This window comes from Mesorhizobium sp. M7A.F.Ca.US.008.03.1.1 (genome assembly GCF_003997495.1).
Lineage (GTDB): Bacteria > Pseudomonadota > Alphaproteobacteria > Rhizobiales > Rhizobiaceae > Mesorhizobium.
On record NZ_RZRU01000037.1, the window covers coordinates 1 to 23,778 of the forward strand.

Here is a 23,778-nt window from a genome sequence, read left to right on the forward strand (position 1 = left end):
TCTGCGTGCGCAGCGCCAGCAGAGCATCGAGCTCGCAATCAAGCGTCAGGTAGAAATGCGGAATGGTGGTCTTGGCCTCGACCAGGCGCCGCGCAATGGTCTTGCGCATATTGTCATGCGGGACGAGTTCGTAGGAGCCCTGTTCGAACAGTTTCAGCACCTGATCGTCCGACATCGCCTTTACTGCAGGCGCAGGAGCAGGAGCGCCGGCCGGAGCCTTGGCTGCGGGTGCTGCCTTGGCGCCACCGCCGGCAATCGCGGCATCGACATCGGCCTTCACCACACGGCCATGCGGGCCTGTGCCAGTGATGCTTGCGAGGGCAAGGCCGGCCTCACGGGCCAGACGGCGAGCCAAAGGTGTAGCGCGCGCAACAGATGGTGATTGGCCGATCTCCCCCCTTGTGGGGGAGATGCCCGGCAGGGCAGAGGGGGGCGTGACAGAATGAGACGTTGGCGGGGCAGCGCGCCCCTCTGTCGACTTCGTCGACATCTCCCCCACGGGTGGCGAGATTGGCGCGATGTCCTGCTTTGCCGCAGCAGCATCAGCCCCATAGGCCTCACCGTCGGCATAAATCCACGCCACGGCAGCGCCGACCGCAATATCGACACCCTCCTTGCCGGTGACATCGCGCAGGACGCCGCTGGCCGGCGCGTCGATTTCCATCGCCGCCTTATCGGTCTCGATCTCGAACAGCACATCGCCCTTCTTGACGTGCGCGCCCTCCTCGGCAAACCAGCGCGAGATCTGTCCGGTCGCCATGTCCATGTCGACCTTGGGAAGAATGACTTCGGTCGGCATTTCTCAGCGGACCCCTTTCACGAGGTCGCGCGCGGCGGTGATGATGTCGGGAATTTGCGGCACCGTCGCCTTCTCGAGGTCCGGATTGTAGGGGATCGGCGTTTCGGCGCCGCCCAGCCGCACGATCGGCGCATCGAGATAATCGAACGCTTCGCTCTCGGCGATCATGGCGCTGACTTCGGCGCCGATGCCCAGCGTCTTGACCGCTTCGTAGACACACATCAGCCGAGAGGTCTTCTTGACGCTGTCGATGACGGTCTGCTTGTCCATCGGCCGGATGGTCCGGAGATCGACGACTTCGACGTCGATGCCTTCGCTCTCCAGCGCGGCAGCCGCGTCGAGCGCCTTCTGCACCATGATCGAGGTGGCGACGATGGTCAGGTCCCGGCCCTCGCGGCGGATATCGGCCTTGCCGATCGGCACGGTGTAATAGCCTTCGGGCACCGGTCCCTTCATCTTGTAGAGCAGCTTGTGCTCGAAGATCATGACCGGATCGGGATCGGCGACCGCCGCCAAAAGCATGCCCTTGGCATCATACGGGGTCGCCGGCTGGATGACTTTCAGACCCGGCACATGGCCGAGCCAGGCCTCGAGACTCTGGCTGTGCTGCGCGGCCGCCCCGGTGCCGGAACCGGCGGGAAAGCGCATCACCACGGGAACCGAAACCTCGCCGCCCAGCATGAAGCGCATCTTGGCCGCCTGGTTGACGATCTGCTCCATGGCGAGCGTGGCGAAATCGGAAAACTGGAACTCGAAGATCGGCCGCATGCCCGTGAGGGCAGCGCCTACCGCGACGCCCGCGCCGCCCAGTTCCGAAATCGGCGTATCGATGACGCGGTCAGCGCCGTAACGTTCGACCAGGTCGCCGGTGACCTGGAAGGCGCCGCCATAGACACCGATATCCTCGCCCATCAGGAAAACGCGTTCGTCCATGTCCATGGCGATCGCCATGGCTTCCTGGATCGCCTGGGCGTAGCTCAGTTCACGCACCATCGCGTCCATCACGCCTGCTCCGTGTACACGTAATTTCCGGTCTCGCTGATATCGGGCGATGGGCTCGCCTTGGCGAACTCGATGCCCTCGGCGATCTCTTGCGCCACGGCATCGCGAATGGCCTCGATGCCCTTGTCGTCGATGAAGCCGAATTCCCTGAGCTCGCTTTCGAACAGGGTGATCGGATCGCGGTTCGACATCCAGTCCTCGATCTCTTCCTTGGTGCGATAGCGGTTGCGGTCGCTCTTGGAATGGCCGCGATGGCGGTAGGTCTTGGACTCGATCAGCGTCGGCCCCTCGCCGGCGCGGGCTCGAGCGATAGCCTGATGAGACGCCTCGGCGACCTCGGAGAAGATGTTGCCGTTGACGATGACGCCCGGCATCGAATAGGCGGCGGCGCGCTCGGCGATGTTCTTGACCGCGGTCGAGCGGGCTGTCGATGTCGACATGCCATAGCCATTGTTCTCGCAGACGAAAATGACAGGCAGCTTCCAGACCGCCGCCATGTTGAGCGCCTCGTGGAAAGCGCCTTCATTGTTGGCGCCATCGCCGAAGAAGGAGACCACGACCTTGCCGGTCTTCATCATCTTGGAGGACAATGCCGCCCCGACGGCGATCGGGATACCGCCACCGACGATGCCATTGGCGCCGAGATTGCCCTTGCCGACATCGGCGATGTGCATCGAGCCGCCACGACCCTTGCAATAGCCTGTGGTCTTGCCGAAGAACTCGGCGAACATGCGCTTGACCTCGGCACCCTTGGCAATGCAGTGGCCATGACCGCGATGCGTCGAGGTGATCTGGTCATCCTCGGCAAGCGGCATGCAGATGCCCATGGCGCTGGCTTCCTGGCCGATCGACAAATGCATGGTGCCGTGGATGAGACCGCGCGTGTAGCACTCCTCCGCGCCCTCTTCGAAGCGGCGGATCAGGTACATCTTGTGGAGCACCTCCCTGAGCTGCTCGGCGCTGTAATGGCGGTAGACGAAGGGCAGATTGGCGCGACTGTCAGTGACGGCTTTGCTGGCTGTAGCCATGATCACGCTCCCACGGTCCCATAGACGAGCTTGTCCTGGCGGGCGCGCAGTTCGGCGATCTTGGAGCCCGCCGCGGGCGCTGCATTCGCGTAGGTTATGAGCTCGCCCTTCTTGATCGGCGTAGTGACCGAGCCGCCCTGCAGCAGGCCGCAGGGAATGGCCTTGGCGGCGCGCGCCTCCGGCGTCGTCATGATCCAGGCGCGGTAGCAATATTCGCCTATCGCATCGAGCTTCTCGCCCGGCTTCATGTCCTTCTTGGCCACCGCGCAGACCTCGGCGACCGGTTTGGCCAGCGGCACCATGTCGGCCTTGCCGTAGAGCACGACGCGCGCGCAGGTCAGCGGCACTTCGAGCGAGGTCAGGTGATAGGGACGATGGAAAGTGAAATACGGGCCTTTGCCCATCTTCAAATCTTCCATGCGCTCGGAGATCCGCGGATGCGACATGTCGGCAACGACGAAGACGCCGGGCGCGACACCCTTGCCGATCGAATAGTCGACGACGCCGACCTTCGACAGCACGCCGCCATCCTTCTGTGGCACCAGCACCTTGGACAATTCGCCAAGCGTCGCCGCCGGGCCGTGCATGCCGGCCTTGTCTGGAACCAGGCCGGTGGCATTGGCGATTGCCGCCATCTCGACCATGGTCTTGGAGCCGTCGACGAATTCGACCAGCATGCGCACATTCATATGCCGGCGCTTGGCTTCCTCCTCATAGTCTGGGGGAATGGCGTCGATGTTGAGCGGATTGTTCTTGCCCTTGCCGGCGGCAACGATCGGATGCCCCATCGCCGAAACGAACTCGATCAACTCCATGCAGGAGGATGGCTCATCGCCGGCGCCCAGCGAATAGGTGACGCCGAGCCGGTCGGCCTCGCTCTTCAGATAGGCGCCGATGGTCACATCGGCCTCGACATTCATCATCACCAGATGCTTGCCATGTTCCATGGCGCGCAGCCCGATCTCGGCACCGACGGCGGGAACCCCGGTGGCGTCGATGACGACGTCGATCAGATCATTGTTGATGACAAGGCTGGCATCGTTGGTGACCGCCACCTTGCCGGCTTCCATCGCCGCCGTCATCGCGGACGCGCTCGAGACTTCGCGCGCGTGCCCGGTTTCCTGGAAGGCGATATCGACGGCCTTGCTGGCGGCAGGCAGGTTCAGTTCGGAAATGGCGCCGATCTCGATGCCCGACATATGGGCGACACGAGTGACGATGTCGGTTCCCATCTCGCCCGAGCCGATCAGGCCGATGCGGATAGGCTTGCCCGACTTGGCGCGTTCCTCGAGATCGCGGGCAAGGCCCGTCAATGAAACATTGGAAGCCATACGGCTCGTTCCTCCCATAATGCAGGCTTGTTCGATTGCCTGACGGGTATTGAACATCTGTATTTCTGTCAAGACTAATGTCCAGATTCTCGTGCTTAAAACTACTTTCCCAGCAGCCCGAACCACGGACGAAAACGAAGCCCGGAACCGCACGGCGCGCAAAGACAGGCTCTCTCGCAGGCGGCACCGGAACAACGCTGGCGCGGAGTTCCAACCAGGAGACACTCCGCTACTCGCCGCCGGAAGCAAATGCTGAAGCCTTTCAGTGCCGAGCGTGAGCGAACACGGCAGCGTCAGCACCCAGGCAAGCAGCAAATTGCGTCGGGCGTTGCCGGAACGATGGCGGCGAACGGTTCGGGGCTGCAATGGGCGACGGTGCGCACGCCGAAGGCCGGCAGGAACCACTTCGCGCTGGCCGATTGATCCAGCGGACGATCCGGTCCCGGAATCCCCGCCGCTAGAACCTATCTCCACCATGTCCCACTGCAGATGCATTGCAGCAGAGAACTGGGAAGACGCTATGTCCGCACGATGAAACCTGTGTGAGCGCCGCGTTCACGAACAGGCCTGCCGAAAAGCGGGTGGGCGACGACTATTTGGCGATCTCGAGCAGGGACGATACCAGCAACTCGCGCTCGTCTTTCGACAGGACATCCGAATCGAAGAGGTTCATGCTGCGCAATCCCTCGATGGCGAGATAGCAGATCAACAGCGATTTGAGATCCGGCGTCTCGCCCTTCAGCCGCTCGAAAAGCTGCCGCTTGAAGGTCTTTATCGGCATCATGAAATCGGGATCCTCGGCGATGGCCGAGAATATCCAGGACGCCGACGGCTGCTTTTCCTCGCAATCATTGGCCGACAGCCTGATGTAGACGGCCAGGGGATTTTCGTCCTTGTCATTTGTGCGGGCGGCTTCCAGCGCGTGCTCGAACTCACGCAGATAGCCTTCGACCAAACCTTGCATCAATTTGGCCTTGGTCGGGAAGTTGTAAAGGAGCCCTCCCTTCGACACGCCGGCACGACTGGCGACAGCATCCAGCGACAGGCTGCCTGGTCCGGATTCCCGGGCAACATCAGCCGCCGCAGCGAGAATCTTCTCGCGCGAGTTCGGTCTTTGGGCTCTCATGGTGCCTCCCATCGCAAGCTTAGGCCCAATTGACAAGACCGTCCAGACGGTACAGTAAGACCGCCATTATTTGAAATCGGGACCCGCAGTCGATATGTGTCCCGATATCCGCGCTTCGCGCCGGATTTCGACTGAGGGGACTTCCTTGTTCAAGCGCATACTCCGTATCTTTATCATTGTTCTGGTTCTGGCCCTGCTCGTCGTCGTGGTCGGCGGCATCGTCGGGTTCAACTTCCTGCGCGACAACGGCATCAAGCAGTACTTCGCATCGATGAAGCCGCCGCCGGCAACCGTGTCGACGACCATCGCCAAGCCTTCGGCCTGGACGCCGGGCGTCGAGGCGATCGGCACGGTTAAGGCCGTGCGTGGTGTCGACCTGACAGTCGAGACCACCGGTATCGTCAAGGACATCCTTTTCCATGCCAACCAGAAGGTGGCGGACAATGCGGTTCTGCTGCAACTCGATGACGCCGTCGAGCGCGCCGACCTCGACGCACAGAAGGCGCAGGCCGCGCTCGACCAGACGTCGCTTGCCCGCGCCATCGAACTGACCAAGCGTGGCGTCGGCTCCGACTCGACGCTGGACACGGCGCGTGCGGCGGCCTCGGCCTCGGCCTCCCAAGTTACCAAGCTGCAGGCCGTGCTCGAGCAGAAGCAGTTGACGGCGCCTTTCGGCGGCACGGTGGGCATCCCGAGGATCGATATCGGCCAGTATCTGGCGCCCGGCACCGCCGTGGTGACATTGCAGGACCTCGACACGATGCGGGTCGATTTCTCGGTTCCCGAACAGCAACTCGCCTTGCTCAAGATAGGCCAGACGGTTCGATTGGGCTTTGGCGGCGAGGACAGGCCATTTGCAGGCGCCATTCGCGGCATCGACCCGAAGATCGACTCGTCCAGCCGCCTAGTGAACATCCGGGCGGAAGTCGCCAATCCCGATGGCAAGCTGACCCCCGGCCAGTTCGTGCAGGTGCGTGTCGAGCTGCCCGAAGAGCAGAACGTGCTGACCTTGCCGCAGACGGCGCTGACGACAAGTCTCTATGGCGACTACATCTTCGTGGTGCAGCCGGCCAAGCCCGCCGAGGCGGCGCCAGCTGCCAAGCCGGATGAAAAACCCGCGGCGCCGGCAGCCGATAAATCGGCTGATGCCAAGCCTGCGGACACCAAGCCGGCCGATGCCATGAAGCCGGCAGCTGATGCAGCCAAGCCTGCCGCCGATGCGGCAAAGCCAACCGACAAGGCTGCCGATGCGGCCAAGCCGGCGGCGGAAGGTGACAAGCCCGCGCTCGTGCTGTCGCAGGTGTTCGTCAAGCCCGGCCGCCGCAATCAAGGCATGGTCGAGATCGTCGAGGGGCTGAAGGCCGGCGACGTGGTCGTCACCGCCGGTCAGAACCGCCTCTTCAACGGCATGTCCGTCGTTGTGGACAACACCATCGACCCGACCAAATCGGCGAACAAGCAGGCCGACCAGCAATGAGCTTTTCAGATCTCTTCATTCGCCGGCCTGTTCTTTCGACGGTCCTTGCCTGCATGATCCTGCTCCTGGGTTTCCAGGGCATCTTCAACCTGTCGATCCGGCAGTATCCGAAGGTCGATGAAACGGCGATCACCATCACCACGGCCTATCCGGGCGCCAGCGCCGATCTGATCCAGGGCTTCATTTCCGCCCCGATCGCCCGCGCTGTCGCCTCGACCGAAAACATCGACTACGTCACCTCGTCCAGCCGCCCGTCCTCCAGCACCGTGACGGTGCAGATGAAGCTCGGCTCGAACCCCGACGTCGCGCTGACCGAAGTTCTGTCCAAGGTCCAGGGCGTGCGCGGCACTTTGCCGGACGCATCGAAGGACCCTGTCATCGTCAAGGGCACCGGCCAGCAGTTCGCGATGATGTACATCTCGATGCAGAATCCGAACATGACGAAGGAGCAGCTGACGGAGTATATCGAGCGCGTCATCAGACCGCGCATGTCGACGGTCGAAGGCGTTGCCGACGTGCAGATCTTCGGCGCCCAGGAATACTCGATGCGCGTCTGGATCGATCCGGTCAAGCTTGCCGCGCGCGGCGTGACGGCCTCCGAACTGCTGACGGCGATCAACAATTCCAACTTCCTGTCGGCGCCCGGCAACACCCAGAACGAGTATGTCGTTTCCTCGATCACCGTGCGCTCGACATTGCAGACGCCGGAGGCATTCGCCGAGTTGCCACTGCGCTCTACCGACGGCAATGTAGTGCGGTTGCGCGACGTGGCTCGCGTCGAACTCGCGGCCGAGAACACCGACACCAGGGTTTCGTTCAACGGCAAGCCAGGCACCTTCCTCGCCATCTTCCCAACGCCGGCGGCCAATCCGCTGACCACGGCGGCTGCGCTCACCAAGCTGGTGCCGCAGATTCAGGAGACGCTGCCGAAAGGCATGACGATCGAGGTCGTCTACGACGCGACCGGGCAGATCAGCGCTTCCATCGAAGAGGTGTTCAAGACCATCGCCGAGGCGGTTGCCATCGTCATCGTCGTCATCCTTCTGTTCCTTGGTTCCTTCCGGTCGGTGATGATGCCGATCATCACCATCCCGTTGTCGCTGATCGGCGTCTGCTTCCTTTTGTTTGCTGTCGGCTACTCGATCAACCTCCTGTCGCTGCTGGCCATGGTGCTGGCGATTGGCCTGGTCGTCGACGACGCCATCGTGGTGGTGGAGAACATCCATCGCCATATGGAAGAAGATCACATGTCGCCGATGCAGGCCGCGTTCAGCGGTATGCGCGAAATCGCGTCGGCCATCGTTGCCATGACCATGACGCTGGCCGCCGTGTTCGCGCCGCTGGCCTTCACCGGCGGCCTCACCGGCGCGCTGTTCCGTGAATTCGCGGTCACGCTCGCCGGCTCGGTGGTGCTCTCGGGTGTCATCGCCATCACCATCACCCCGATGATGTCGGCACGCCTCTTGAAGTCGGGCACGCCGGGCCGTTTTCAGCGCATTGTCGACGGCACCTTCGCGCGCGTCGAGCATGTCTATGAACGGGCCGTCACCGGGTCGCTCAATTATCGCCCATTGACGCTGATCATCGTGCTTGCGCTTGTCGGTGTCACCGGCTTCATGTTCACCAAGACCTCGAGCGAACTGGCGCCGGAAGAGGATCAGGGCTTTTTGCTCTCGATTGTGACGGCGCCACGTTATGCGACCTCCGATTACACCGAGACATATGTCAACCAGATCCTCGGTCTGGTGAAGGATATTCCCGAAACACGGGCGCAGTTCTCGGCCGTCGCCTTCGGCGGCACGACAAACAGCGCCTTCGTCGGCTATGCCTTCAAGGACTGGGCGGAACGCAAGCGCAATTCGAAGGAACTGCAGGCCGACATTACGGCCCGTATCGCCAAAGTGGCCGGTGTCGAGGCTTTCGTCTTTGCCCCGCCGACATTGCCGGGCTCCGGCGGCGGCCTGCCCATCTCCATGGTGGTGCGATCGACGGGCGCTTCCTCGGAAGTGTACGAGGTGGCCGAGCAGATCAAGAACAAGGCGCAAGCGTCCGGCCGCTTCATCGTCGTGCAGAATTCGATGGCTTATGACGCACCGGAGGTGACGGTGACCATCGACCGCGACCGCGCCGCGGCGCTGAACCTGCCGATCGCCGATATCGGCCGCACGCTGACCTTGCTGGTCGGCGGCGCCGAAGTGGCGCAGTTCGACCGCGACTCCAACAGCTACGACATCATCCCGCAGGTGCCGCAGGAGTTTCGCGACAACCCCGACAAGCTCGGCGAATACTTCGTGCGCAGCGTGACGGGCGAGATGGTGCCGCTATCGGCTGTGGTCAAGATTTCGACCAATGCGGCGCCGGCGGCAATCGAGCAGTTCAACCAGCTGAATTCGTCGACGATTTCGGCGCTTCCGCTGCCCGGCGTCACCACTGGCGACGGGCTGAAGGCGCTGGAGGACATCGCCAAGGAGAGCTTGCCCGACACCTTCTTCCTCGACTATTCCGGTCAATCGCGGCAGGAAAAGGAACAGGGCAACACCATCCTGATCGCTTTCGCGGCCGCCGTCGTCGTCATCTATCTGGTGCTGGCGGCGCAGTTTGAAAGCTTCCGCGATCCGCTGATCATCATGATGGCGGTGCCGCTGTCGATCTTCGGCGCGATCGTGCCGCTCAATCTGGGCCTCGGCACGCTCAACATCTACACGCAGGTCGGCCTGATCACACTGATCGGTCTGATAACCAAGCACGGCATCCTGTTGGTCGAGTTCGCCAACCAGCAGCGTGAAAAGCATGGCATGCGACGGCGCGACGCCATCATCGCCTCGGCCAAGGTGCGCCTGCGGCCGATTCTGATGACGACAGCGGCGATGGCGCTTGGCGTTGTGCCGCTGATCACGTCCAGCGGCGCTGGTGCGGCGGCCCGCTATTCGATGGGCCTGGTCATCTTCACCGGCATCCTGGTCGGCACCATGTTCACGCTCTTCGTCGTGCCCATGTTCTACACCTTCATCGCCAGCAAGGACCTGCCTCATTTGGCGGAGAAGCCGGATCCCAAGCTGATGCCGGCACTGCCGAGCTAGGGCGGTCGAGGGAGTCCCGCCCGGAAATGCGCAGGGCAAATCGATGGAAGTGAAAGAAAAGAGGCCGGGAATTTTCCGGCCTCTTTCTTTTGGCTGGGCTCGATACCGCCGGTTTGCGCTGTACTCAATACACCCGGGTCGAGCTGCGCTCGATACCCCGGGTCGAGCTGCGCTCGATACCGCAGCGTTTTCCGACGGGAGCCTCGAGGCGTGCCAGCATGCTGACACGCCACCGTTTCCAGCCTGCTACTTGACGATGACGATGCTGGTGTTGGTCGCGCCGAAGGTTTCGACGAGCTGGTAGAAATCGGCGGCGTTGTCAGGGTGCAGCCGCACGCAGCCATGCGAAGCCGGCTGGCCGAGGCGCTTGATCGCATAGGTCGCGTGCACCGCATAGCCACCGCTGAAGAAGACCGAGTGCGGCATCGGGGCGTTGTCGTATTTCTTCGAATACCACATTTCATGCATGCGGGTCGGCTTGAACGAGCCGGTCGGCGTCACATGGGCCCGGTCGCCGGTGGAGACTTTCCAGGCGAAGGTCGGTCGGCCATCGACCGAGACTTCCATGACCTGCTGCGAAAGCGAAACACGCGCCACGATCTTGTTGGCGGCGTGCGCCGCGCCCGAGCCGGCGCCGAGCAGCAGTGCTGCCCCAGTCAAGGCAGCGGCGGTGATGTTGATGAGCTTGGCGGAAATGGCGGTGTGCATGATGGAAGTCCCCTCTCTCTGCCGGTTGGGCCGGCTCCAATTCGATGGCCGCTTATCCCTACGTCATGTTTCGAGAAGATTTCGCAAAACACTCGTTTATGTTTCGAACTTGTTTCTATCGATTAACAAACGCCTCCTTATAAACTTGGCTGGAACAGACTCGGCAGGCGCGGGCAGCCAAGACCAGGAGTCGGGAACATGAGTATCCGCCTTCAAACGAAAGTGCGAATTGGCGTCATATGAAAGAACAACCGCCGACATCGAAACCAACCTGCAACAAAGCGCGGCTCCAAGCGGCATGATCCGGATACGGGGCGCGAGCAAAGTTGACGCAACAAAAACAGCCGGTAACGAACATGAGGACGAAATCGAACGCGCTGTCCTGGTTTCTCAGGATCAGCATCGCGCCAGCGATCATCGGCGGCGTCGGCACGGTTGCCGGCACCCCGATGACAAAGCTCGGCGCGATGACTTCGGGCGAGATTTCGACGCTGCATGCCGCACTGTTTTTCGCCACGGTCTGGATTGTTTCCAGCCTGCGCATCGCCCGGCTCAAGGCCCTCTGGCGGGTCGGCCTTAGGCTGACGGGTTTGCGCGGCGCCTCCGGCAACTTGCTGCCGAGAGGACCGAAGGCCCGCGCCGCGACGGGGGGCTCCGTGGGCGGCGCGGGCACTTCGGGGGTACCCTGAAGCGACCCGCAACAGGTTCATTTTTGAAGAATTGGCATTTTGGGGAACTGCGACGATGAAAACTAAATTCGCTGCTTCGGTGCTGTCCGCACTGCTTTACGCCCAGGGTCTGCTCGGCTTTGCCGGCCTTGCCACCATGCTTCTCAGGGACCGCGCCCATGCAAGCGAACTCACTATGGGCAGTGACATGCCGGTGGGGCCATCGCTTCTGCTGGTACGCTGAGGGTCAAAAGCATCGGGCCCAGAGATGGAGAATCCGATGCCCGCAAAAAGGGATTGCGCCGGGAGCCGGCAGTCAGTCGGCGAATTGCCGCGGCGGATCGAACCGGTAGCCGGCGCCACGTATTGTGGTGATGGTGTCGGTGTCGAGCTTGCGGCGCAGCCGCACGATGCGCGAATCGATCGAGCGATCGAAGGCGTCGGCGTTTTCGGCCGGTGCCGCGGCGATGATATCGTCACGCGTCAGCACCTTGCGCGGACTGGCCAGGAACAACCTGAGCAGCGCCACCTGGCCGGGCGAAAGCTGTTCCTCGGAGCCGGAGCGATGCATGACCATGGCCGATCTCAGATCGACGGTCGCGTTCTCCAGCACGATCAGTTCCTGGGTGCCCCTGCCGCGGCGCGAAAGCAGGCCGCCGACACGGGCAGCCAGTTCACGGACATTGAGCGGGCTCTCGACGACGTCGGCCGCACCAAGCTCCAGCGCCAGCACCTTGTCGACAAGATCGGCCGGGCGGCAGATCAGAATGAAATCCGGTCCGCCCTCGCCGCCTCCTCCTTGGCTGCCATAACGTCTGAGCAGGTCCCGCCCCTCAGCCTGGCTGAGGCTGTCGCCGACGACGACGACGTCGATTCCCTTTCCCGACAGCAGCGATTCTGCCTCCCAGGGCTGGCGCGCCTGATGCACGTCGTGGCCGCGCCGCTCGAGATGATCGGCGAGTTCGGTCGCCACCACTTCGGCAACGGAAACAAGCGCAATGACAGATCGTGCGGCCATATTTTCCAACCGTTCCCTGGCAACCCGGATATGAGTGCTGGACATGATGTTTATACCCAATCTACTTTCCACTGAAAGTGGGAGCGAAAGCATCGTGCGGGCAAGAATTGTTATCGTCGAGGACGAGCCCGATCTGAGGGATGCGGTTGCCGAATACCTCGAAGCCGCGGGCTATGAAGTGGTCACCGCCGAAAGTGCTGCCGCCGCGCGCAGCCTCGTTGAGACGCAGTCGTTCCATCTCGCCATCCTCGACATCGCCATGCCCGGCGAGGACGGCCTCTCGCTCGGCCGCTGGCTGCGTTCGAAACTGCCGATCGGCATCATCTATGCGACCGCGGCCGGCACCGCGCTCGACCGCATCGTTGGGCTGGAACTCGGTGCCGACGACTACATCGTCAAGCCCTACGAATTGCGCGAAGTGCTGGCCAGGGTGCGCAGCGTGTTGCGCCGGGTTCCCCAGCCGAAGGAACTCCAGGGCAAGAAGGCCGGGACGGATCGCCGTTCCGTTACCTTCGGCCCATTCCAGGCCGATCTCGACGGCAGGCTGGTCACCGGCGCCAATGGCGCGGTGATCGACATGGCCAAGAGTGAGTTCGACGTGCTGGAGATTTTCCTCACCCGCGCCAACCGGCTGCTGACCCGCGCCGCCATCTCCGAGGCGATCGGTTTCACCGAAGATCCGGAATCGTCGCGCGCGGTCGACATTCGCATCATGCGACTACGCAAAAAGATCGAGGCCGACCCGGCCAATCCGAAATTCCTGCGCACGGTGCGCGGCGAGGGCTATATCTTCTCGCTGCCGGCCGGCGAGGGCAACTGAGCACCGGGCCAGAAGGATTCAGTTGCTCGCTGGCCGAATTGGCACGACTCCGAAATGACAGCACAAGATGATCGCTGAAGCAGCAAGCACCGATATGCAAGGGTTCAGGCAGGGCGCGGCGATGGCGGCCGTGCGTGTCGTTCGCCGGCTGCGCGAGGCCGGCGACTGGCAGCGCGAGATGGACGGCATACTGGAAACGCTGTGCCGGGCCTTGGATTGCCAGCGCGGCATCCTGTTTCGCTTGCGCGAACTGCCGGGCCAGGGCTTCGCCCAATCCGTCGCCGCCTATTGGATCGACCCTCTTTTCGGCGGCGAACTGGCGTCGCCAACCGTCATCATGCAATCGATCGTCAATTCCGACCCCCTGCTGGAGCGGCTTGCCGAGGACGAGAGGCAAGGCAAGATCTTCGCCGGCCATACGCGCGACCTCAAAGGCTTCCTGAGGACCGATTTCGAGAAGCAGAACATCAAGTCGTTCCTCTCGGTCTCGGTCTTCGCGCATGGCCATCTCTGGGGCACGCTGGCGGTCAATGACTGCGTCAACGAGCGTGCATGGACGGACGAGGAAGAGGCGACGCTGCACATCATCGCGCTGGCCATCGGCGACGCCATCGAGCGCTCGCCCTCCGACGCCCACGCCAGCGAGGTCATTCGCCGCACCATGCTGCAGGCCTCGCTCGATGCCATTGTCGTCATCGACGAGACCGGCTCGATCATCGAATTCAATCCGGCTGCCGAGAAGATGTTCGGCTTCCAGCGCAGCGACATCCTCGGCAAGGACCTGCTCGATACGATCGTGCCGATCTACTACCGCAAGGGCTATGCCTCAGGGGCCGAATACATGTCGGGCCGCGGCGCGCCGATGGTCGGCCAGCGGCTCGAGACGGTGACCCAGAACGCCGCCGGCGAAGTGTTCCCGATCGAGTTGACGGCGACCGAGATGCGGGTCGCCGACCGTCGCCTGATCTTCGGCTCCATCCGCGACCTGCGCGACAAATTGCGCGCCGAGGAGGAGATCGGCCGGCAGCGCGAGAAGCTGCACCAGAACGAGAAGATGGCGGCGATGGGTTCGTTGCTGGCCGGCGTCTCGCACGAGCTCAACAATCCGCTGGCCGTGGTTGTGGCGCAATCGACGCTGCTGCACGAATTCGCCTCCGACCCGCAGACCAAGGTGCGCGCCGAGAAAGTCCGTGCGGCGGCCGAGCGCTGCGGCCGCATCGTCAAGAGCTTCCTGTCGATGGTCCGCCTCCATCCCGCGGCACAAGCCGAGACCGACCTCAACCAGGTGATCCGGTCGGCACTCGAAGTGACCGCCTATGGCGCGCGCTCAAGCGGCATCACCATCGACACCGATTTCGCCGCCGGCCCGCTGCTGGCCATGGCCGACGCCGACCATGTGACGCAGGTGGCGGCGAATTTCCTCATCAACAGCCAGCACGCTTTGGCCGGCATTGCCGGCGACCGGCTGATCAAGGTGCGGACGTTCCGCAGCGACCGGAGCCATCCCTGCTTCTCGGTCGAGGACAATGGGCCCGGCGTGCCGGAAGCGATCCGCGGCCGCATCTTCGAATCCTATTTCACCACCAAGCCGGTCGGCGTCGGCACCGGCATCGGCCTGTCGATCTCGAAATCGATCATCGAGCGGCACAATGGCAATGTCTGGTTCGAGGAAGTGCTGCCGAGAGGCGCGCGTTTCGTCGTCCAACTGCCGGCCATCGTGGCCGGCCTCGCCACCGCCGGCGACAACCAGCCGCGATCGAGCGGCTTGCGCCATGCCTTGATCATCGACGACGAGCCGGATGTCGCCGGCTCGCTTTCCGACATTCTCGAACTGATGGGCATCAAGTCGCGGATCGTTCCTGTCTGGGAATCGGGCGCCGCCACTTTGAGCGGGCACATGCCGCCGGACATCGTCTTTTCGGACCTGCGCATGCCCGGCGTCAGCGGCATATCGATCTATCGCGAGTTGCTCGCCGAAAAGCCTGACCTGGCGCGGCGTTTCGTGCTGGTCACAGGCGACCTGATCGGTGCGAAAGCCGAAATCGAGGCCCTGCCGGCACAGCAGCGGCCGCAGATCCTGGAAAAGCCGTTCAGCACGCTGGATGTGCGCAGTGTGCTGTCCGCCATTGCCGAACAGGCGGCCTTGAAAGGATAAAAAAGTGGCCCCCGGGGGCGGGGCCGAAGAAGAGCGCGCTGGAGGGAGCGCTCGGGGAGTCCAGAGCATGATCCCAAAACGGGAACGGTTTCGGACCAGGCTCGACAAAATCAGAAAATATTCGGCATATCGGCCGAGGGTGCGGCATTGGCGATCATGCGTATGGCGCGGCTCTTGTGTGTTCCGGACTGTTCGGCGATGGCGCGCAGGCAATCGATACTCTCGGCACCCCAGGCCTGGCCCTTGCAGGCGAAGTCCGTCACCGGCGCCGGCAGACGCGCGGTCCTGGTCGTCGTCTGCGCGCCGTCGCCAAGATTGGACGGCGGATTCAACGAAGCGAAGGCCGGCCCGATTGTGGGCGTGAGCGCCATGCCGACGAAGGCGCAAGCAGCCAGCACCATGAACATCGCCATGGGGTGGTCGCTGGCCCGCTGGCGCAGCGCCAGTTTCGGACGGCGGTCATTGCGCTCTGGAGCCTGAAGGCGGCTCTCGCCGCGGATCGTCTGGATTTTCGCATGCATTGCCTTCCCCTTCGCTGAGTTTCTTTTGGCGGTGAAATGAACTTATCCGCACTTTGTAACGGCGATGAGGTGGCGAAGGACTGGCACTGTAACGAATTCGAAACAGAATTTCGGGCGAAGTCGGGCAAAATCGGGCATAGCTTCGATGGCACGCGGCCCCGAGGCGCAACCTGACCCGATCTTACCAAACAGTTTTTCGAAAGATCAGGCTCAGCCCGGAGCTTGAAGCCCGGCAATGATCTTGTGCGCGGCGATGCGCCCGGCAATGATGGCGCCCTCGACATACCCCGGAAACGATGGCGAGAGTTCTGAACAGGCGAGATGCACCGGCGGTGCGCCGGCAAGGATCGTTCGCTCGGCGTCTGTCGCTGTAACATCGACAACAAGATCGCTGTACGCGCCGCCGCTCCAGCGATCTTCTGTCCAGTCACGCAAACTGAAATCGATGACATCACCGGCATCCGGACCAAGGGCTGCTTCCAACCGGCCGACCACCTCCGCACGCAGTTCCGCCTCGCCGAGGTCACGCCAACGCAGCGCGAGCGACCCGCCGACGAACACGACGAGCGCGGCATGCTCCACATCCTTGCCGGCGTCGCAGGCAAACAGCCCCGGCGGATCGAGCCACATCACCATACCGTTCAAATCCCGCCCGCGCCAAAACGGTTTGGCATAGCGCACCAGGATCTTGATAGCCGCGCCGCTTTTCCAAGCGCCAAGCGCCCGCCCCAGTCCGGCCGGCAAGGCGGGGGCAAAGGCGAGCTCCGTCACCGTCGCCGGCGGGACTGCAACCAGAACCGCGCGCGCCTCGATGGCACCCCCGGCCGAAACGACAAGAACATCTTGCGAACGGTGCTCGATGCGCGTGACCGGCTCGCTGAGCCGCAACCGATCGCCAAGGTCGCGGGCCAGATCGTCGGCCAGCGAATGCATGGTTTCGCGCAGGAAATATTGCAGCTCCGGCACCTCGTTGGTGACGCGTCGGTCATTGTCGATCAGATACCACAGAGGAATCTGATTCAGTGCCATGCACCACAGACCTTCGATCATCGAACGGAAGACGGCCTTGGCGTCGGCCGAATCGCGCTGGCGGGCAAGCCAGTCGGCAACGGTCAGTCCGGCAATCGAGGCGTCGTCCGGATCAATCCCGTTCATGCGCTCGCGGATTGCCATTGCCGCGTCGTAGATCCGCTCTGCTCGTTGTACGGACATCGTCGGCTGGGTGATGAAATCGCCATCGACATAGGTTTCAACCAGCGTCTTGCCGCGCGCCTCGACCAGGGCCATCAATTCCGGCATGTCCTCGCACAGGAACTGGCCGCCACTATCGATCCGTTCGCCAAGTCCGTTCAGTCGGGACTCGACGCGTCCGCCGACGCAGTCGCGTGCTTCGAGCAGGATGAAATCGATGCCGGCCTTCTTCATCTCAAGCGCCGCCGACAGGCCTGTGAAACCCGCACCGACGATGACGACATCGGTTCGCTCGAATTCGCCGCCCTCATCCGTGAAGCTCTTCAGCATTGCCGGCTATCCACCCAATCGCAACCGGCTTCCACCGACGAAGTATGTCCTTATCGACATATGCCGGCGGGCCGCACACGCCATACCGCAGGCTGTCTCTAACCTATCGTTTTCTCGAGCATATTGAGCCAGTTGCGATAGGCGATTTTCTCGACCAGCGCGCGGCCGAAACCGCGTGCCGTCAATGCATCGATCAGCTTCGGCAGGCCGGCGACATCGCCGATGACGGCCGGGATCATGGCGCCGTCGAAATCGGAGCCAAGACCAACGCCGTCCTCACCCAGCGCCTGCAGTAGCGAATCGATATGCCGCACCATGATGTCGAGGCTGGTGTCGGCATTCATGCGACCGTCCTCGCGCAGGAAGCCGGTTGCGAAGTTCAGCCCGACCATGCCGCCGGTTTCGCGGATCGCGCCGAGCTGCCAGTCGGTCAAGTTGCGCGAATGGCCGCAGATCGCGTGCACGTTGGAATGGGTCGCGACCAGCGGCGCATCGCTGAGATCAGCGACATCGCGAAAGCCCTTCTCGTTGAGATGCGACAGGTCGATCATAATCTTCAACTGGTTGCAGGCCTTGACCAGCGCCTTGCCGGCATCGGTCAGCCCAGGGCCGGTGTCGGGCGAAGACGGGAAGCGGAACGGCACGCCGTGGCCAAAGGCGTTCGGACGGCTCCAGACGATGCCGAGCGAGCGCAGGCCGGCTTCATGCAGCACGTCGAGCATGGTGAGCTCGGGATCGATCGCCTCGACCCCTTCAATGTGGAATACCGCGGCGATCGAACCTTGCGCCATGGCATTACGCACATCGCCGGCGCTGCGGCAGACGGTGAGCGCTCCGGCCCGTTCCAGCCTGAACAGGATCGAGGCCATCGCGATGGTCGAGGTCAGCGCCTCATTGCGCGGAACCTCGGGCGGCAGCGGTTCGGCGGAGCTCGGCGCCAGGGGTACGGCACCGCGTCTGGATTTCTCGACAGGCGGCGGAAAGATGGCGAACATGCCCCCGGCGAAGCCGCCGGCTTTCGCGCGTGGCAGGTCGATATGGCCGCCCGATTTCCCCTCGATGAACAGTTTTTCGACGTCCGTGTCTTTCGACTGATAGAGTCTGAGCAACGTATCGTTGTGGCCGTCGAAGACGGGAACGAGATCGGTTTCGGTCATAGGGGATCATTCGGTTCGTTTGTCGGCGCGGCGGCTAGGATATATCCTATCTACTTAGGGAGGATGCGCCACCCGCGCAAATGCCAAAGCCGCCCCGGCAGGATGGCAGCCGCTTGCCGCGCCGTTTCCAAGCAACGAAATCCCTACCGTTTCAGCACGTCCGACCATTCCTGATGGCGGCGGAACTGGGCGTTGGCGAACGGGCAGAGCGGGATGATCTTCTTGCCTGCCGCACGCGCATCCTCGACGGCGCGGGTCACGAGCCGAAGCCCGGCACCCTGGCCGCGAAAGACGTCCGGCACTTCGGTGTGGTCGATGATGATCTGGTGCTCACCGATTTTGGTGAAGGTCATCTCGGCCTCGGCGCCATCGGGTCCACGCAGGACATAGCGGCCCTTGGAACCGCGATCCTCAAGTTCGATTTCAGGCAGTTGTTCAGGCATCGCTATGCTCCTTGGGCAGCGTCGGCAAAGAACCGCCGTGCCGCCTCGATCTCGTTTGGCCGCACCTCGTGCCCGCCATCGTGCCATTCCACTGTGACATCGGCGCCGTCGGCACGCAAATAGGCCTCGAGCCGCGTGGTCAGGTTCGGCGGGCAGATCGGGTCGCGCTTGCCGGCGGTCATCAGGATATGGCGGCCGGCGAGGCTGCCCTTGACCTGCGGCTCGAAAGGGATCAGCGCATGCATCAGCACCGACGCGTCGATCAGCGCTGGAGCCGCGAACACCACCGAGGCCAGGACATTGGCGCCGTTGGAGTAACCGAGACCCAGCACGGCCGATGGCTTTGCCGCCCCGACATGGGCCGCCCCGACATGGGCCGCCTCGACATGCGCCTTGACGAAGCCCGCCATCTTGTCCGTCGCCCGTGCCAGATCGTCCATGTCGTAGACGCCCTCGCCGGTGCGGCGAAAGAACCGCGCGGCACCCTGTTCCGATACATCGCCGCGCGGCGAGATGATGGTTGCCTGGGGCGCGAGATCACGCCCCAGCGACAGAAGCTGGTTCTCATCGCCTCCCGTGCCATGGAAGACGAACAGCAATGGACCGCCCGGCGAACCGGGCAGCAGCTTGTGGATGTAAGCGTCCTTGCTCATGACCTCAGCCTTCCAGTCTCTGCAGATGCTGTTCCAGATACGGCCGCAGGTGCTGGTGTTGCGACGGCAGCTTCAGCGCCTCGCCCAGATGAGCGGTATCCTCGTCGCGATCGAAACCCGGCTCGTTGGTGGCGACTTCGAACAGCACGCCACCCGGTGTGCGGAAATAGATCGCCCAGAAGTAGTCGCGATCGATCACCGGCGTCACCCCATAGCCGGTATCCATCAACGCCTTGCGCACTTCGAGCTGCCTAGCGCGGTTCTCGACCGCGAAGGCGACGTGATGGACGGAGCCGGCGCCGAGATCGGCGAAAGCCGCGCTCGGCAGCGATTCGATGTCGATGACGTCGGCGCCGTTGCCGTTCTTCACCGCCAGCCGCCTGAGATTGCCGGAGTTGTCGACTTCCTCATAGCCCATGAACTTCAGCAGTTCTTCAGTGGCGCCGCCATCCTTCAGCCTGAGCGCCACCGAGTGGAAGCCGCGGATCGCCTGGTCGACCGGAACACCGCCTTTCGCCCAGGGCGCTCTGCTGTCGCCCTTGCTCTCGACCAGCGCGAAGCCGTCACCGTCCGGTCCGGCAAAAGCCAGGCGCTTCTCGCCGAAGGTCTCTTCGCGCGAGAGTCCGGTGACGCCCTCATCGGCAAAACGTTTTTCCCAATAGGCAAGCGTGCCTTCCGGCACCGAGTAGACGGTGGTTCCGACTTCCCCGACCCCATGCCGGCCCTTGCCGATGTCCGGGAAAGGGAAATAGGTCATCACCGAACCCGGCGTGCCGGTCTCGTCACCATAGTAGAGATGGTAGACGTCGGGCGCGTCGAAATTGACGGTCTTCTTGACCCGGCGCTGGCCGAGTTTCCTGGTGAAGAAATCGTTGTTCTGGCGGGCATCCCTGGCCATCGACGTGACGTGATGCAGGCCCTTGATCTGGTCGAGCATTGTCTTGCTCCTTCCGTTGGTGCATGTGCGGCCCTCGCCGCTGTCCACGCCAATATGAGGACCAGAGCAGTTTACGCAAAGGCGGCAAACACAGAATGGACTGTGCTGTAAAAGTGAACGATGGAACAAGGTTCGTTCACCAATTGGCTTGCAGGTCAGGCTTGCGCCGTGGCCAGAATTCGGTTCCATGAACGGCGTTCGACATCCGCGACAAAGGTATCGTGAGTGACTGGAAAAGCCAGGCGGCCTAACATTCTCCTGATCACATGCGACCAGTGGCGCGGTGATTGTCTGTCCGCCGCCGGTCATCCGGTCGTGAAGACGCCGAATGCCGACGCATTGGCCGCGGAGGGTGTGCTGTTCAAGCGGCACTATGGCGGCGCGGCGCCCTGCTCGCCCGCCCGGGCCTGCCTCTACACCGGCCTCTACCAGATGAACAACCGCGTCTGCCGCAATGGCACGCCGCTCGACTCTCGCCACGGCAACATCGCGCTCTCGGCTCGCGCCCTGGGCTATGATCCGACGCTATTCGGCTACACCGACGTCTCGCTCGATCCGCGCCAGCTGGCGCCGGGCGATCCGCGGCTGAAAAGCTATGAAGGCGTGCTGCCGGGCTTTACGGTGCGCCAGTTGCTGCCCGAGCATCAGAAGCAATGGCTATCCTGGCTGAAGCTGGGAGGGGTCGACGCCAGCGCCGGATCTCCCGACATCCATCGGCCGGTGGCCGCCGGCGCGGCGGTCGGGGCTGCCGTCAGCAACGCGCCGCCCGTCTACTCCGGGCAACAAACCCCGGCGGCTTTCCTGACCGGCGAATTCACGCGCTGGCTTGGCGAACAGGAGCACGCCGCGCCGTGGTTCGCGCATCTTTCCTTCATCAGCCCGCACCCGCCCTTCGTCGTGCCGGAGCCCTACAACACAATGTACGATCCGGCTGACGGCCCGGCCTTCTGGCGCGCGGCAAGCTGGCAGGAAGAGGCGGAAAACCATCCCTATCTTGCCTATGATCTCGGCCGGCAGAAACAGATAAAATTTCGCCCCGATGCCAGAGGCAAGGTGCACGACTGGAGCGAAGACGATTTTCGCCGCATCCGCGCGATCTATTACGGCATGATTTCCGAGGTCGACGCGCAGTTCGGCCGCGTCTGGCAAGCGGTTAAGGCCGCGGGCGCGTGGGACGACACCATCATCGTGCTGACCTCGGACCATGCCGAGATGATGGGCGACCATTTCATGCTGGGCAAGGGCGGTTATTTCGACGGCAGCTACCACATTCCGCTGATCATCCGCGATCCGCGCCACGGCAACGCGGCCGGCGGCAATGTCGACAGCTTCACCGAAGCGGTCGACATTTTGCCGACGCTTCTCGACCTGCTCGGGGAAGAGCCCGCGCTGCATCTCGACGGCGCCTCGCTGAAGCCGTTCCTGAACGGAGAAGCCCCGGCCGCGTGGCGCGATGCCGCGCATTGGGAGTTCGACTTCCGTTCGATCGCCGAGGGCGAGGCCGAACGCCATTTCGGCATCGCCTCACGCCAATGCAATCTCGCCGTGATGCGCACGGAACATTACAAATATGTGCATTTCGGAGGCAACCTGCCGCCGCTGCTGTTCGATCTGGAAAACGATCCGGGCGAACTGGACAATCTCGCGGCCGACCCCAGCCATCTCGCCGTGCGGCTGGAGTTCGCCGAACGGCTGCTCGCCTGGCGGGCCGAACATCTCGACCAGTCGCTGGCACTGGCCGAATTGACAGAGAACGGCCTCGCCGGCCATGCCGCTGGCCTGCCTCCACGCCACACATGAAAAGGCCCGCGTCGTTGCCGGCGCGGGCCTGTATCTGACTCGGTGGGAGTTATCTGACGATCATCCGCTGTTGATCGCGCTTCTCGGCATAGCTGCCCTTGTCATAGGCGGTTTGTGCCTCAAGCTGTTCCTTGGTGAAGGTCGTGTAAAGATATTTGTTGCCGTCCTTGTCGGTCATGAATTTGAGATTATCCATGCCGACCGCGACCTCCTTCTCGCCGATGCCGAGGAAGCCGCCGACATCGACGATCACCGCATCGGCCTTCTTGTCGGGCGCAAGCACGACATCGCCGATCTCGCCGACCGTGGCGTCGTTGGCGCCGTAGACAGTCGTGCCCTTCAGGTCGTCGGCACGAATCTCGCCGACCGGCATCTCGGTCAACGTCGACTTGTCGATGGCGGCAGTCCGTGTCTGGTCGGGAGCCGAAGCGTCAGGGGTCGTCGCTGCCGGAGCTTCGGCGGTCTTGCCTGCCGGAGCGACAGCAGGAGCCGTGGTGTCAGAGGGCACAGCTGCCGGAGCGGTGGCCGCAGGCTCATTGGAAGCCGTCGTTGCCGGCGCCGGATCATAGGCCTTGCGGTCGAAATCCGGCTGTGCCTGCAGCTCTTCCTTGGTGGTCTGGGCGACCAGCCAGCGGTCGCCATTCTTCTCGGCCCACTGTGCCTTGGAGAAGTCATAGGTCACGTTCTTCGCACCGAGGCCCAGGAAACCGCCCACGCCGATGACCAGGGATTCGGCCTTGCCTTCCTTGGTCAGAACGATGTCGTTGACCTCGCCGATATTCTGCGCGTCATCACCGGTTCCGTTGTAAACGTCTTCACCGATGATGTTGGTGGCAAGGTTGCCGTCCGCACGCTTCACCGGTTCCGCCTGTACGGCGTTCATGTCGGCCGGCTTTTGGGCCGTATCCGTCGTAGCGGGTGCCGTCGGTGCGGTCGCGTCAGTCGATGCCGCAGGTGCTGGAGCCGGCGCGTAGGGCTTGCTGTCGAATTCCGCCTGAGCCGTCAACTCGTCCTTGGTAGTCTGGGCTACCAGCCAACGGTCACCATTCTTTTCGGCCCACTGCAGCTTGCCGTAGTCGAAGGCAACGCTCTTGGCACCGACGCCCAGAAAACCGCCGACGTCGATGACAACGGATTTCGCCTGTCCATCCTTGTCGAAGACGACGTCGCTGACCTTGCCGATGTTCTCGGCATCATCGCCGGTGCCGTTGTAGACGGACTCACCGATGATGTTGGTGACGATACTGCCCTCCGCGCGGACCGTTGCGGCGCCTGTCTCCTGAGCGGCCGGACTCTGCGCCGGCGCCGGGTTTGTCGCGCTCTGCGCATAGGCGCCGGTCGCGATCAGTGTTGCGAGTGCGGTCGTGGCTAAAAGATTGCGGATCATGATAGTCTCTCCTCGTGCCTGATCTCATGCGCCGCGTCTTCGCTGGAAAATCGGACGCGGCATCTACAGGTTCACAACGTTGTGACCAGTCTGTTGTTCCGACAAAACCGCTGTCGTCCGGGAAACGAAACCACAGAATGATCGCTC

General features: G+C 62.9%; 22 protein-coding genes. 7 read left to right on the plus strand and 15 right to left on the minus strand.

Going from position 1 to position 23,778, the window contains the following annotated elements:
• From EOA16_RS30845 to EOA16_RS30860, 4 genes are all read right to left on the minus strand, one after another.
• The coding region (locus EOA16_RS30845; RefSeq protein WP_127261509.1) for an E3 binding domain-containing protein at nt 1-799 on the minus strand (799 nt) is incomplete at its 3' end.
• A gap of 3 nt (nt 800-802) precedes the next feature.
• Nucleotides 803-1,801, minus strand: a complete 999-nt coding sequence (locus EOA16_RS30850; RefSeq protein ID WP_127261510.1) for an alpha-ketoacid dehydrogenase subunit beta — start codon at nt 1,799-1,801, stop codon at nt 803-805.
• On the minus strand, nt 1,801-2,829 hold the full coding sequence (locus tag EOA16_RS30855) for a thiamine pyrophosphate-dependent dehydrogenase E1 component subunit alpha (RefSeq protein ID WP_127261511.1): 1,029 nt from the start codon (nt 2,827-2,829) through the stop codon (nt 1,801-1,803). The genes EOA16_RS30850 and EOA16_RS30855 overlap by 1 nt, the downstream gene beginning before the upstream one ends.
• Before the next feature lie 2 nt (nt 2,830-2,831).
• Nucleotides 2,832-4,160 (minus strand): NAD(P)H-dependent oxidoreductase, encoded by a 1,329-nt coding sequence (locus tag EOA16_RS30860; RefSeq protein WP_127261512.1) that lies wholly within the window; start codon nt 4,158-4,160, stop codon nt 2,832-2,834.
• A gap of 249 nt (nt 4,161-4,409) precedes the next feature.
• Here EOA16_RS30860 and EOA16_RS32800 point away from each other — a divergent pair, with 249 nt between their 5' ends.
• Entirely contained in the window at nt 4,410-4,583 is a 174-nt protein-coding gene (locus EOA16_RS32800) for a hypothetical protein (RefSeq protein WP_164754440.1), read from the plus strand.
• 169 nt (nt 4,584-4,752) lie between these two features.
• Here the strand turns inward: EOA16_RS32800 and EOA16_RS30865 are convergent, their stop codons facing one another.
• Nucleotides 4,753-5,286 (minus strand): TetR/AcrR family transcriptional regulator, encoded by a 534-nt coding sequence (locus EOA16_RS30865; protein WP_023811021.1) that lies wholly within the window; start codon nt 5,284-5,286, stop codon nt 4,753-4,755.
• 145 nt (nt 5,287-5,431) lie between these two features.
• Between EOA16_RS30865 and EOA16_RS30870 the strand changes: the two genes are divergently transcribed.
• Nucleotides 5,432-6,763 (plus strand): efflux RND transporter periplasmic adaptor subunit, encoded by a 1,332-nt coding sequence (locus tag EOA16_RS30870; RefSeq protein WP_127261513.1) that lies wholly within the window; start codon nt 5,432-5,434, stop codon nt 6,761-6,763.
• Entirely contained in the window at nt 6,760-9,843 is a 3,084-nt protein-coding gene (locus EOA16_RS30875; RefSeq protein ID WP_127261514.1) for an efflux RND transporter permease subunit, read from the plus strand. The genes EOA16_RS30870 and EOA16_RS30875 overlap by 4 nt, the downstream gene beginning before the upstream one ends.
• A gap of 246 nt (nt 9,844-10,089) precedes the next feature.
• Here the strand turns inward: EOA16_RS30875 and EOA16_RS30880 are convergent, their stop codons facing one another.
• Together EOA16_RS30880 and EOA16_RS32805 are read right to left on the minus strand one after the other, a co-directional pair.
• A complete protein-coding gene (locus EOA16_RS30880; RefSeq protein ID WP_127261515.1) occupies nt 10,090-10,551 on the minus strand; it encodes a L,D-transpeptidase in 462 nt (153 codons plus the stop codon).
• A 235-nt stretch (nt 10,552-10,786) separates the two neighbouring features.
• Complete coding sequence (locus EOA16_RS32805) at nt 10,787-11,095, minus strand: hypothetical protein (RefSeq protein WP_164754441.1); 309 nt, start codon at nt 11,093-11,095, stop codon at nt 10,787-10,789.
• 200 nt (nt 11,096-11,295) lie between these two features.
• On the opposite strand from EOA16_RS32805, the gene EOA16_RS30890 reads away from it, so the two are divergent.
• Entirely contained in the window at nt 11,296-11,463 is a 168-nt protein-coding gene (locus EOA16_RS30890) for a hypothetical protein (RefSeq protein ID WP_023811016.1), read from the plus strand.
• A 72-nt stretch (nt 11,464-11,535) separates the two neighbouring features.
• Here the strand turns inward: EOA16_RS30890 and EOA16_RS30895 are convergent, their stop codons facing one another.
• Nucleotides 11,536-12,237 carry a response regulator transcription factor gene (locus EOA16_RS30895; RefSeq protein WP_127261517.1) on the minus strand — a complete coding sequence of 234 codons (702 nt, stop codon included), beginning with the start codon at nt 12,235-12,237 and terminating at the stop codon, nt 11,536-11,538.
• 46 nt (nt 12,238-12,283) lie between these two features.
• On the opposite strand from EOA16_RS30895, the gene EOA16_RS30900 reads away from it, so the two are divergent.
• Together EOA16_RS30900 and EOA16_RS30905 are read left to right on the plus strand one after the other, a co-directional pair.
• Complete coding sequence (locus EOA16_RS30900; RefSeq protein ID WP_206517372.1) at nt 12,284-13,057, plus strand: response regulator transcription factor; 774 nt, start codon at nt 12,284-12,286, stop codon at nt 13,055-13,057.
• A 67-nt stretch (nt 13,058-13,124) separates the two neighbouring features.
• Nucleotides 13,125-15,212 carry a PAS domain S-box protein gene (locus tag EOA16_RS30905; protein WP_164754443.1) on the plus strand — a complete coding sequence of 696 codons (2,088 nt, stop codon included), beginning with the start codon at nt 13,125-13,127 and terminating at the stop codon, nt 15,210-15,212.
• Nucleotides 15,213-15,322: 110 nt separating this feature from the next.
• Here the strand turns inward: EOA16_RS30905 and EOA16_RS30910 are convergent, their stop codons facing one another.
• The 6 genes from EOA16_RS30910 to EOA16_RS30935 form a co-directional block, all read right to left on the minus strand.
• Nucleotides 15,323-15,733, minus strand: coding sequence for a hypothetical protein (locus EOA16_RS30910; protein WP_127261519.1), 411 nt, complete (start codon nt 15,731-15,733; stop codon nt 15,323-15,325).
• 210 nt (nt 15,734-15,943) lie between these two features.
• A complete protein-coding gene (locus tag EOA16_RS30915) occupies nt 15,944-17,254 on the minus strand; it encodes a flavin monoamine oxidase family protein (protein ID WP_127261520.1) in 1,311 nt (436 codons plus the stop codon).
• Nucleotides 17,255-17,352: 98 nt separating this feature from the next.
• Nucleotides 17,353-18,411 (minus strand): dipeptidase, encoded by a 1,059-nt coding sequence (locus tag EOA16_RS30920; RefSeq protein WP_127261521.1) that lies wholly within the window; start codon nt 18,409-18,411, stop codon nt 17,353-17,355.
• A 143-nt stretch (nt 18,412-18,554) separates the two neighbouring features.
• Entirely contained in the window at nt 18,555-18,854 is a 300-nt protein-coding gene (locus EOA16_RS30925) for a GNAT family N-acetyltransferase (protein ID WP_127261522.1), read from the minus strand.
• A gap of 2 nt (nt 18,855-18,856) precedes the next feature.
• Nucleotides 18,857-19,507 (minus strand): alpha/beta hydrolase, encoded by a 651-nt coding sequence (locus EOA16_RS30930; RefSeq protein WP_127261523.1) that lies wholly within the window; start codon nt 19,505-19,507, stop codon nt 18,857-18,859.
• Between the two features lie 4 nt (nt 19,508-19,511).
• Nucleotides 19,512-20,444, minus strand: a complete 933-nt coding sequence (locus tag EOA16_RS30935; protein ID WP_127261524.1) for a VOC family protein — start codon at nt 20,442-20,444, stop codon at nt 19,512-19,514.
• Nucleotides 20,445-20,669: 225 nt separating this feature from the next.
• Between EOA16_RS30935 and EOA16_RS30940 the strand changes: the two genes are divergently transcribed.
• Nucleotides 20,670-22,244: an alkaline phosphatase family protein gene (locus EOA16_RS30940; RefSeq protein ID WP_127261525.1), complete on the plus strand. Its 1,575-nt coding sequence runs from the start codon at nt 20,670-20,672 to the stop codon at nt 22,242-22,244.
• A gap of 49 nt (nt 22,245-22,293) precedes the next feature.
• Here EOA16_RS30940 and EOA16_RS30945 read toward each other — a convergent pair whose 3' ends face one another.
• A complete protein-coding gene (locus EOA16_RS30945) occupies nt 22,294-23,631 on the minus strand; it encodes a PRC-barrel domain-containing protein (protein WP_127261526.1) in 1,338 nt (445 codons plus the stop codon).
• Nucleotides 23,632-23,778 lie beyond the last annotated feature (147 nt).

Bases quoted from the DNA above. Each gene is read 5' to 3' on its own strand.
- EOA16_RS30880 (WP_127261515.1), bottom strand. From the start codon at position 10,551: ATGCACACCGCCATTTCCGCCAAGCTCATCAACATCACCGCCGCTGCC.
- EOA16_RS32805 (WP_164754441.1), bottom strand. From the start codon at position 11,095: ATGCGCAGGCTGGAAACAATCCAGACCGTGGCGAAAAACAGTGCGGCA.
- EOA16_RS30865 (WP_023811021.1), bottom strand. From the start codon at position 5,286: ATGAGAGCCCAAAGACCGAACTCGCGCGAGAAGATTCTCGCTGCGGCG.
- EOA16_RS30920 (WP_127261521.1), bottom strand. From the start codon at position 18,411: ATGACCGAAACCGATCTCGTTCCCGTCTTCGACGGCCACAACGATACG.
- EOA16_RS30895 (WP_127261517.1), bottom strand. From the start codon at position 12,237: ATGGCCGCACGATCTGTCATTGCGCTTGTTTCCGTTGCCGAAGTGGTG.
- EOA16_RS30875 (WP_127261514.1), top strand. From the start codon at position 6,760: ATGAGCTTTTCAGATCTCTTCATTCGCCGGCCTGTTCTTTCGACGGTC.
- EOA16_RS30900 (WP_206517372.1), top strand. From the start codon at position 12,284: ATGTTTATACCCAATCTACTTTCCACTGAAAGTGGGAGCGAAAGCATC.
- EOA16_RS32800 (WP_164754440.1), top strand. From the start codon at position 4,410: ATGCTGAAGCCTTTCAGTGCCGAGCGTGAGCGAACACGGCAGCGTCAG.
- EOA16_RS30935 (WP_127261524.1), bottom strand. From the start codon at position 20,444: ATGCTCGACCAGATCAAGGGCCTGCATCACGTCACGTCGATGGCCAGG.
- EOA16_RS30890 (WP_023811016.1), top strand. From the start codon at position 11,296: ATGAAAACTAAATTCGCTGCTTCGGTGCTGTCCGCACTGCTTTACGCC.
- EOA16_RS30860 (WP_127261512.1), bottom strand. From the start codon at position 4,160: ATGGCTTCCAATGTTTCATTGACGGGCCTTGCCCGCGATCTCGAGGAA.
- EOA16_RS30925 (WP_127261522.1), bottom strand. From the start codon at position 18,854: ATGCCTGAACAACTGCCTGAAATCGAACTTGAGGATCGCGGTTCCAAG.
- EOA16_RS30850 (WP_127261510.1), bottom strand. From the start codon at position 1,801: ATGGACGCGATGGTGCGTGAACTGAGCTACGCCCAGGCGATCCAGGAA.
- EOA16_RS30855 (WP_127261511.1), bottom strand. From the start codon at position 2,829: ATGGCTACAGCCAGCAAAGCCGTCACTGACAGTCGCGCCAATCTGCCC.
- EOA16_RS30930 (WP_127261523.1), bottom strand. From the start codon at position 19,507: ATGAGCAAGGACGCTTACATCCACAAGCTGCTGCCCGGTTCGCCGGGC.
- EOA16_RS30945 (WP_127261526.1), bottom strand. From the start codon at position 23,631: ATGATCCGCAATCTTTTAGCCACGACCGCACTCGCAACACTGATCGCG.
- EOA16_RS30915 (WP_127261520.1), bottom strand. From the start codon at position 17,254: ATGCTGAAGAGCTTCACGGATGAGGGCGGCGAATTCGAGCGAACCGAT.
- EOA16_RS30910 (WP_127261519.1), bottom strand. From the start codon at position 15,733: ATGCATGCGAAAATCCAGACGATCCGCGGCGAGAGCCGCCTTCAGGCT.
- EOA16_RS30905 (WP_164754443.1), top strand. From the start codon at position 13,125: ATGATCGCTGAAGCAGCAAGCACCGATATGCAAGGGTTCAGGCAGGGC.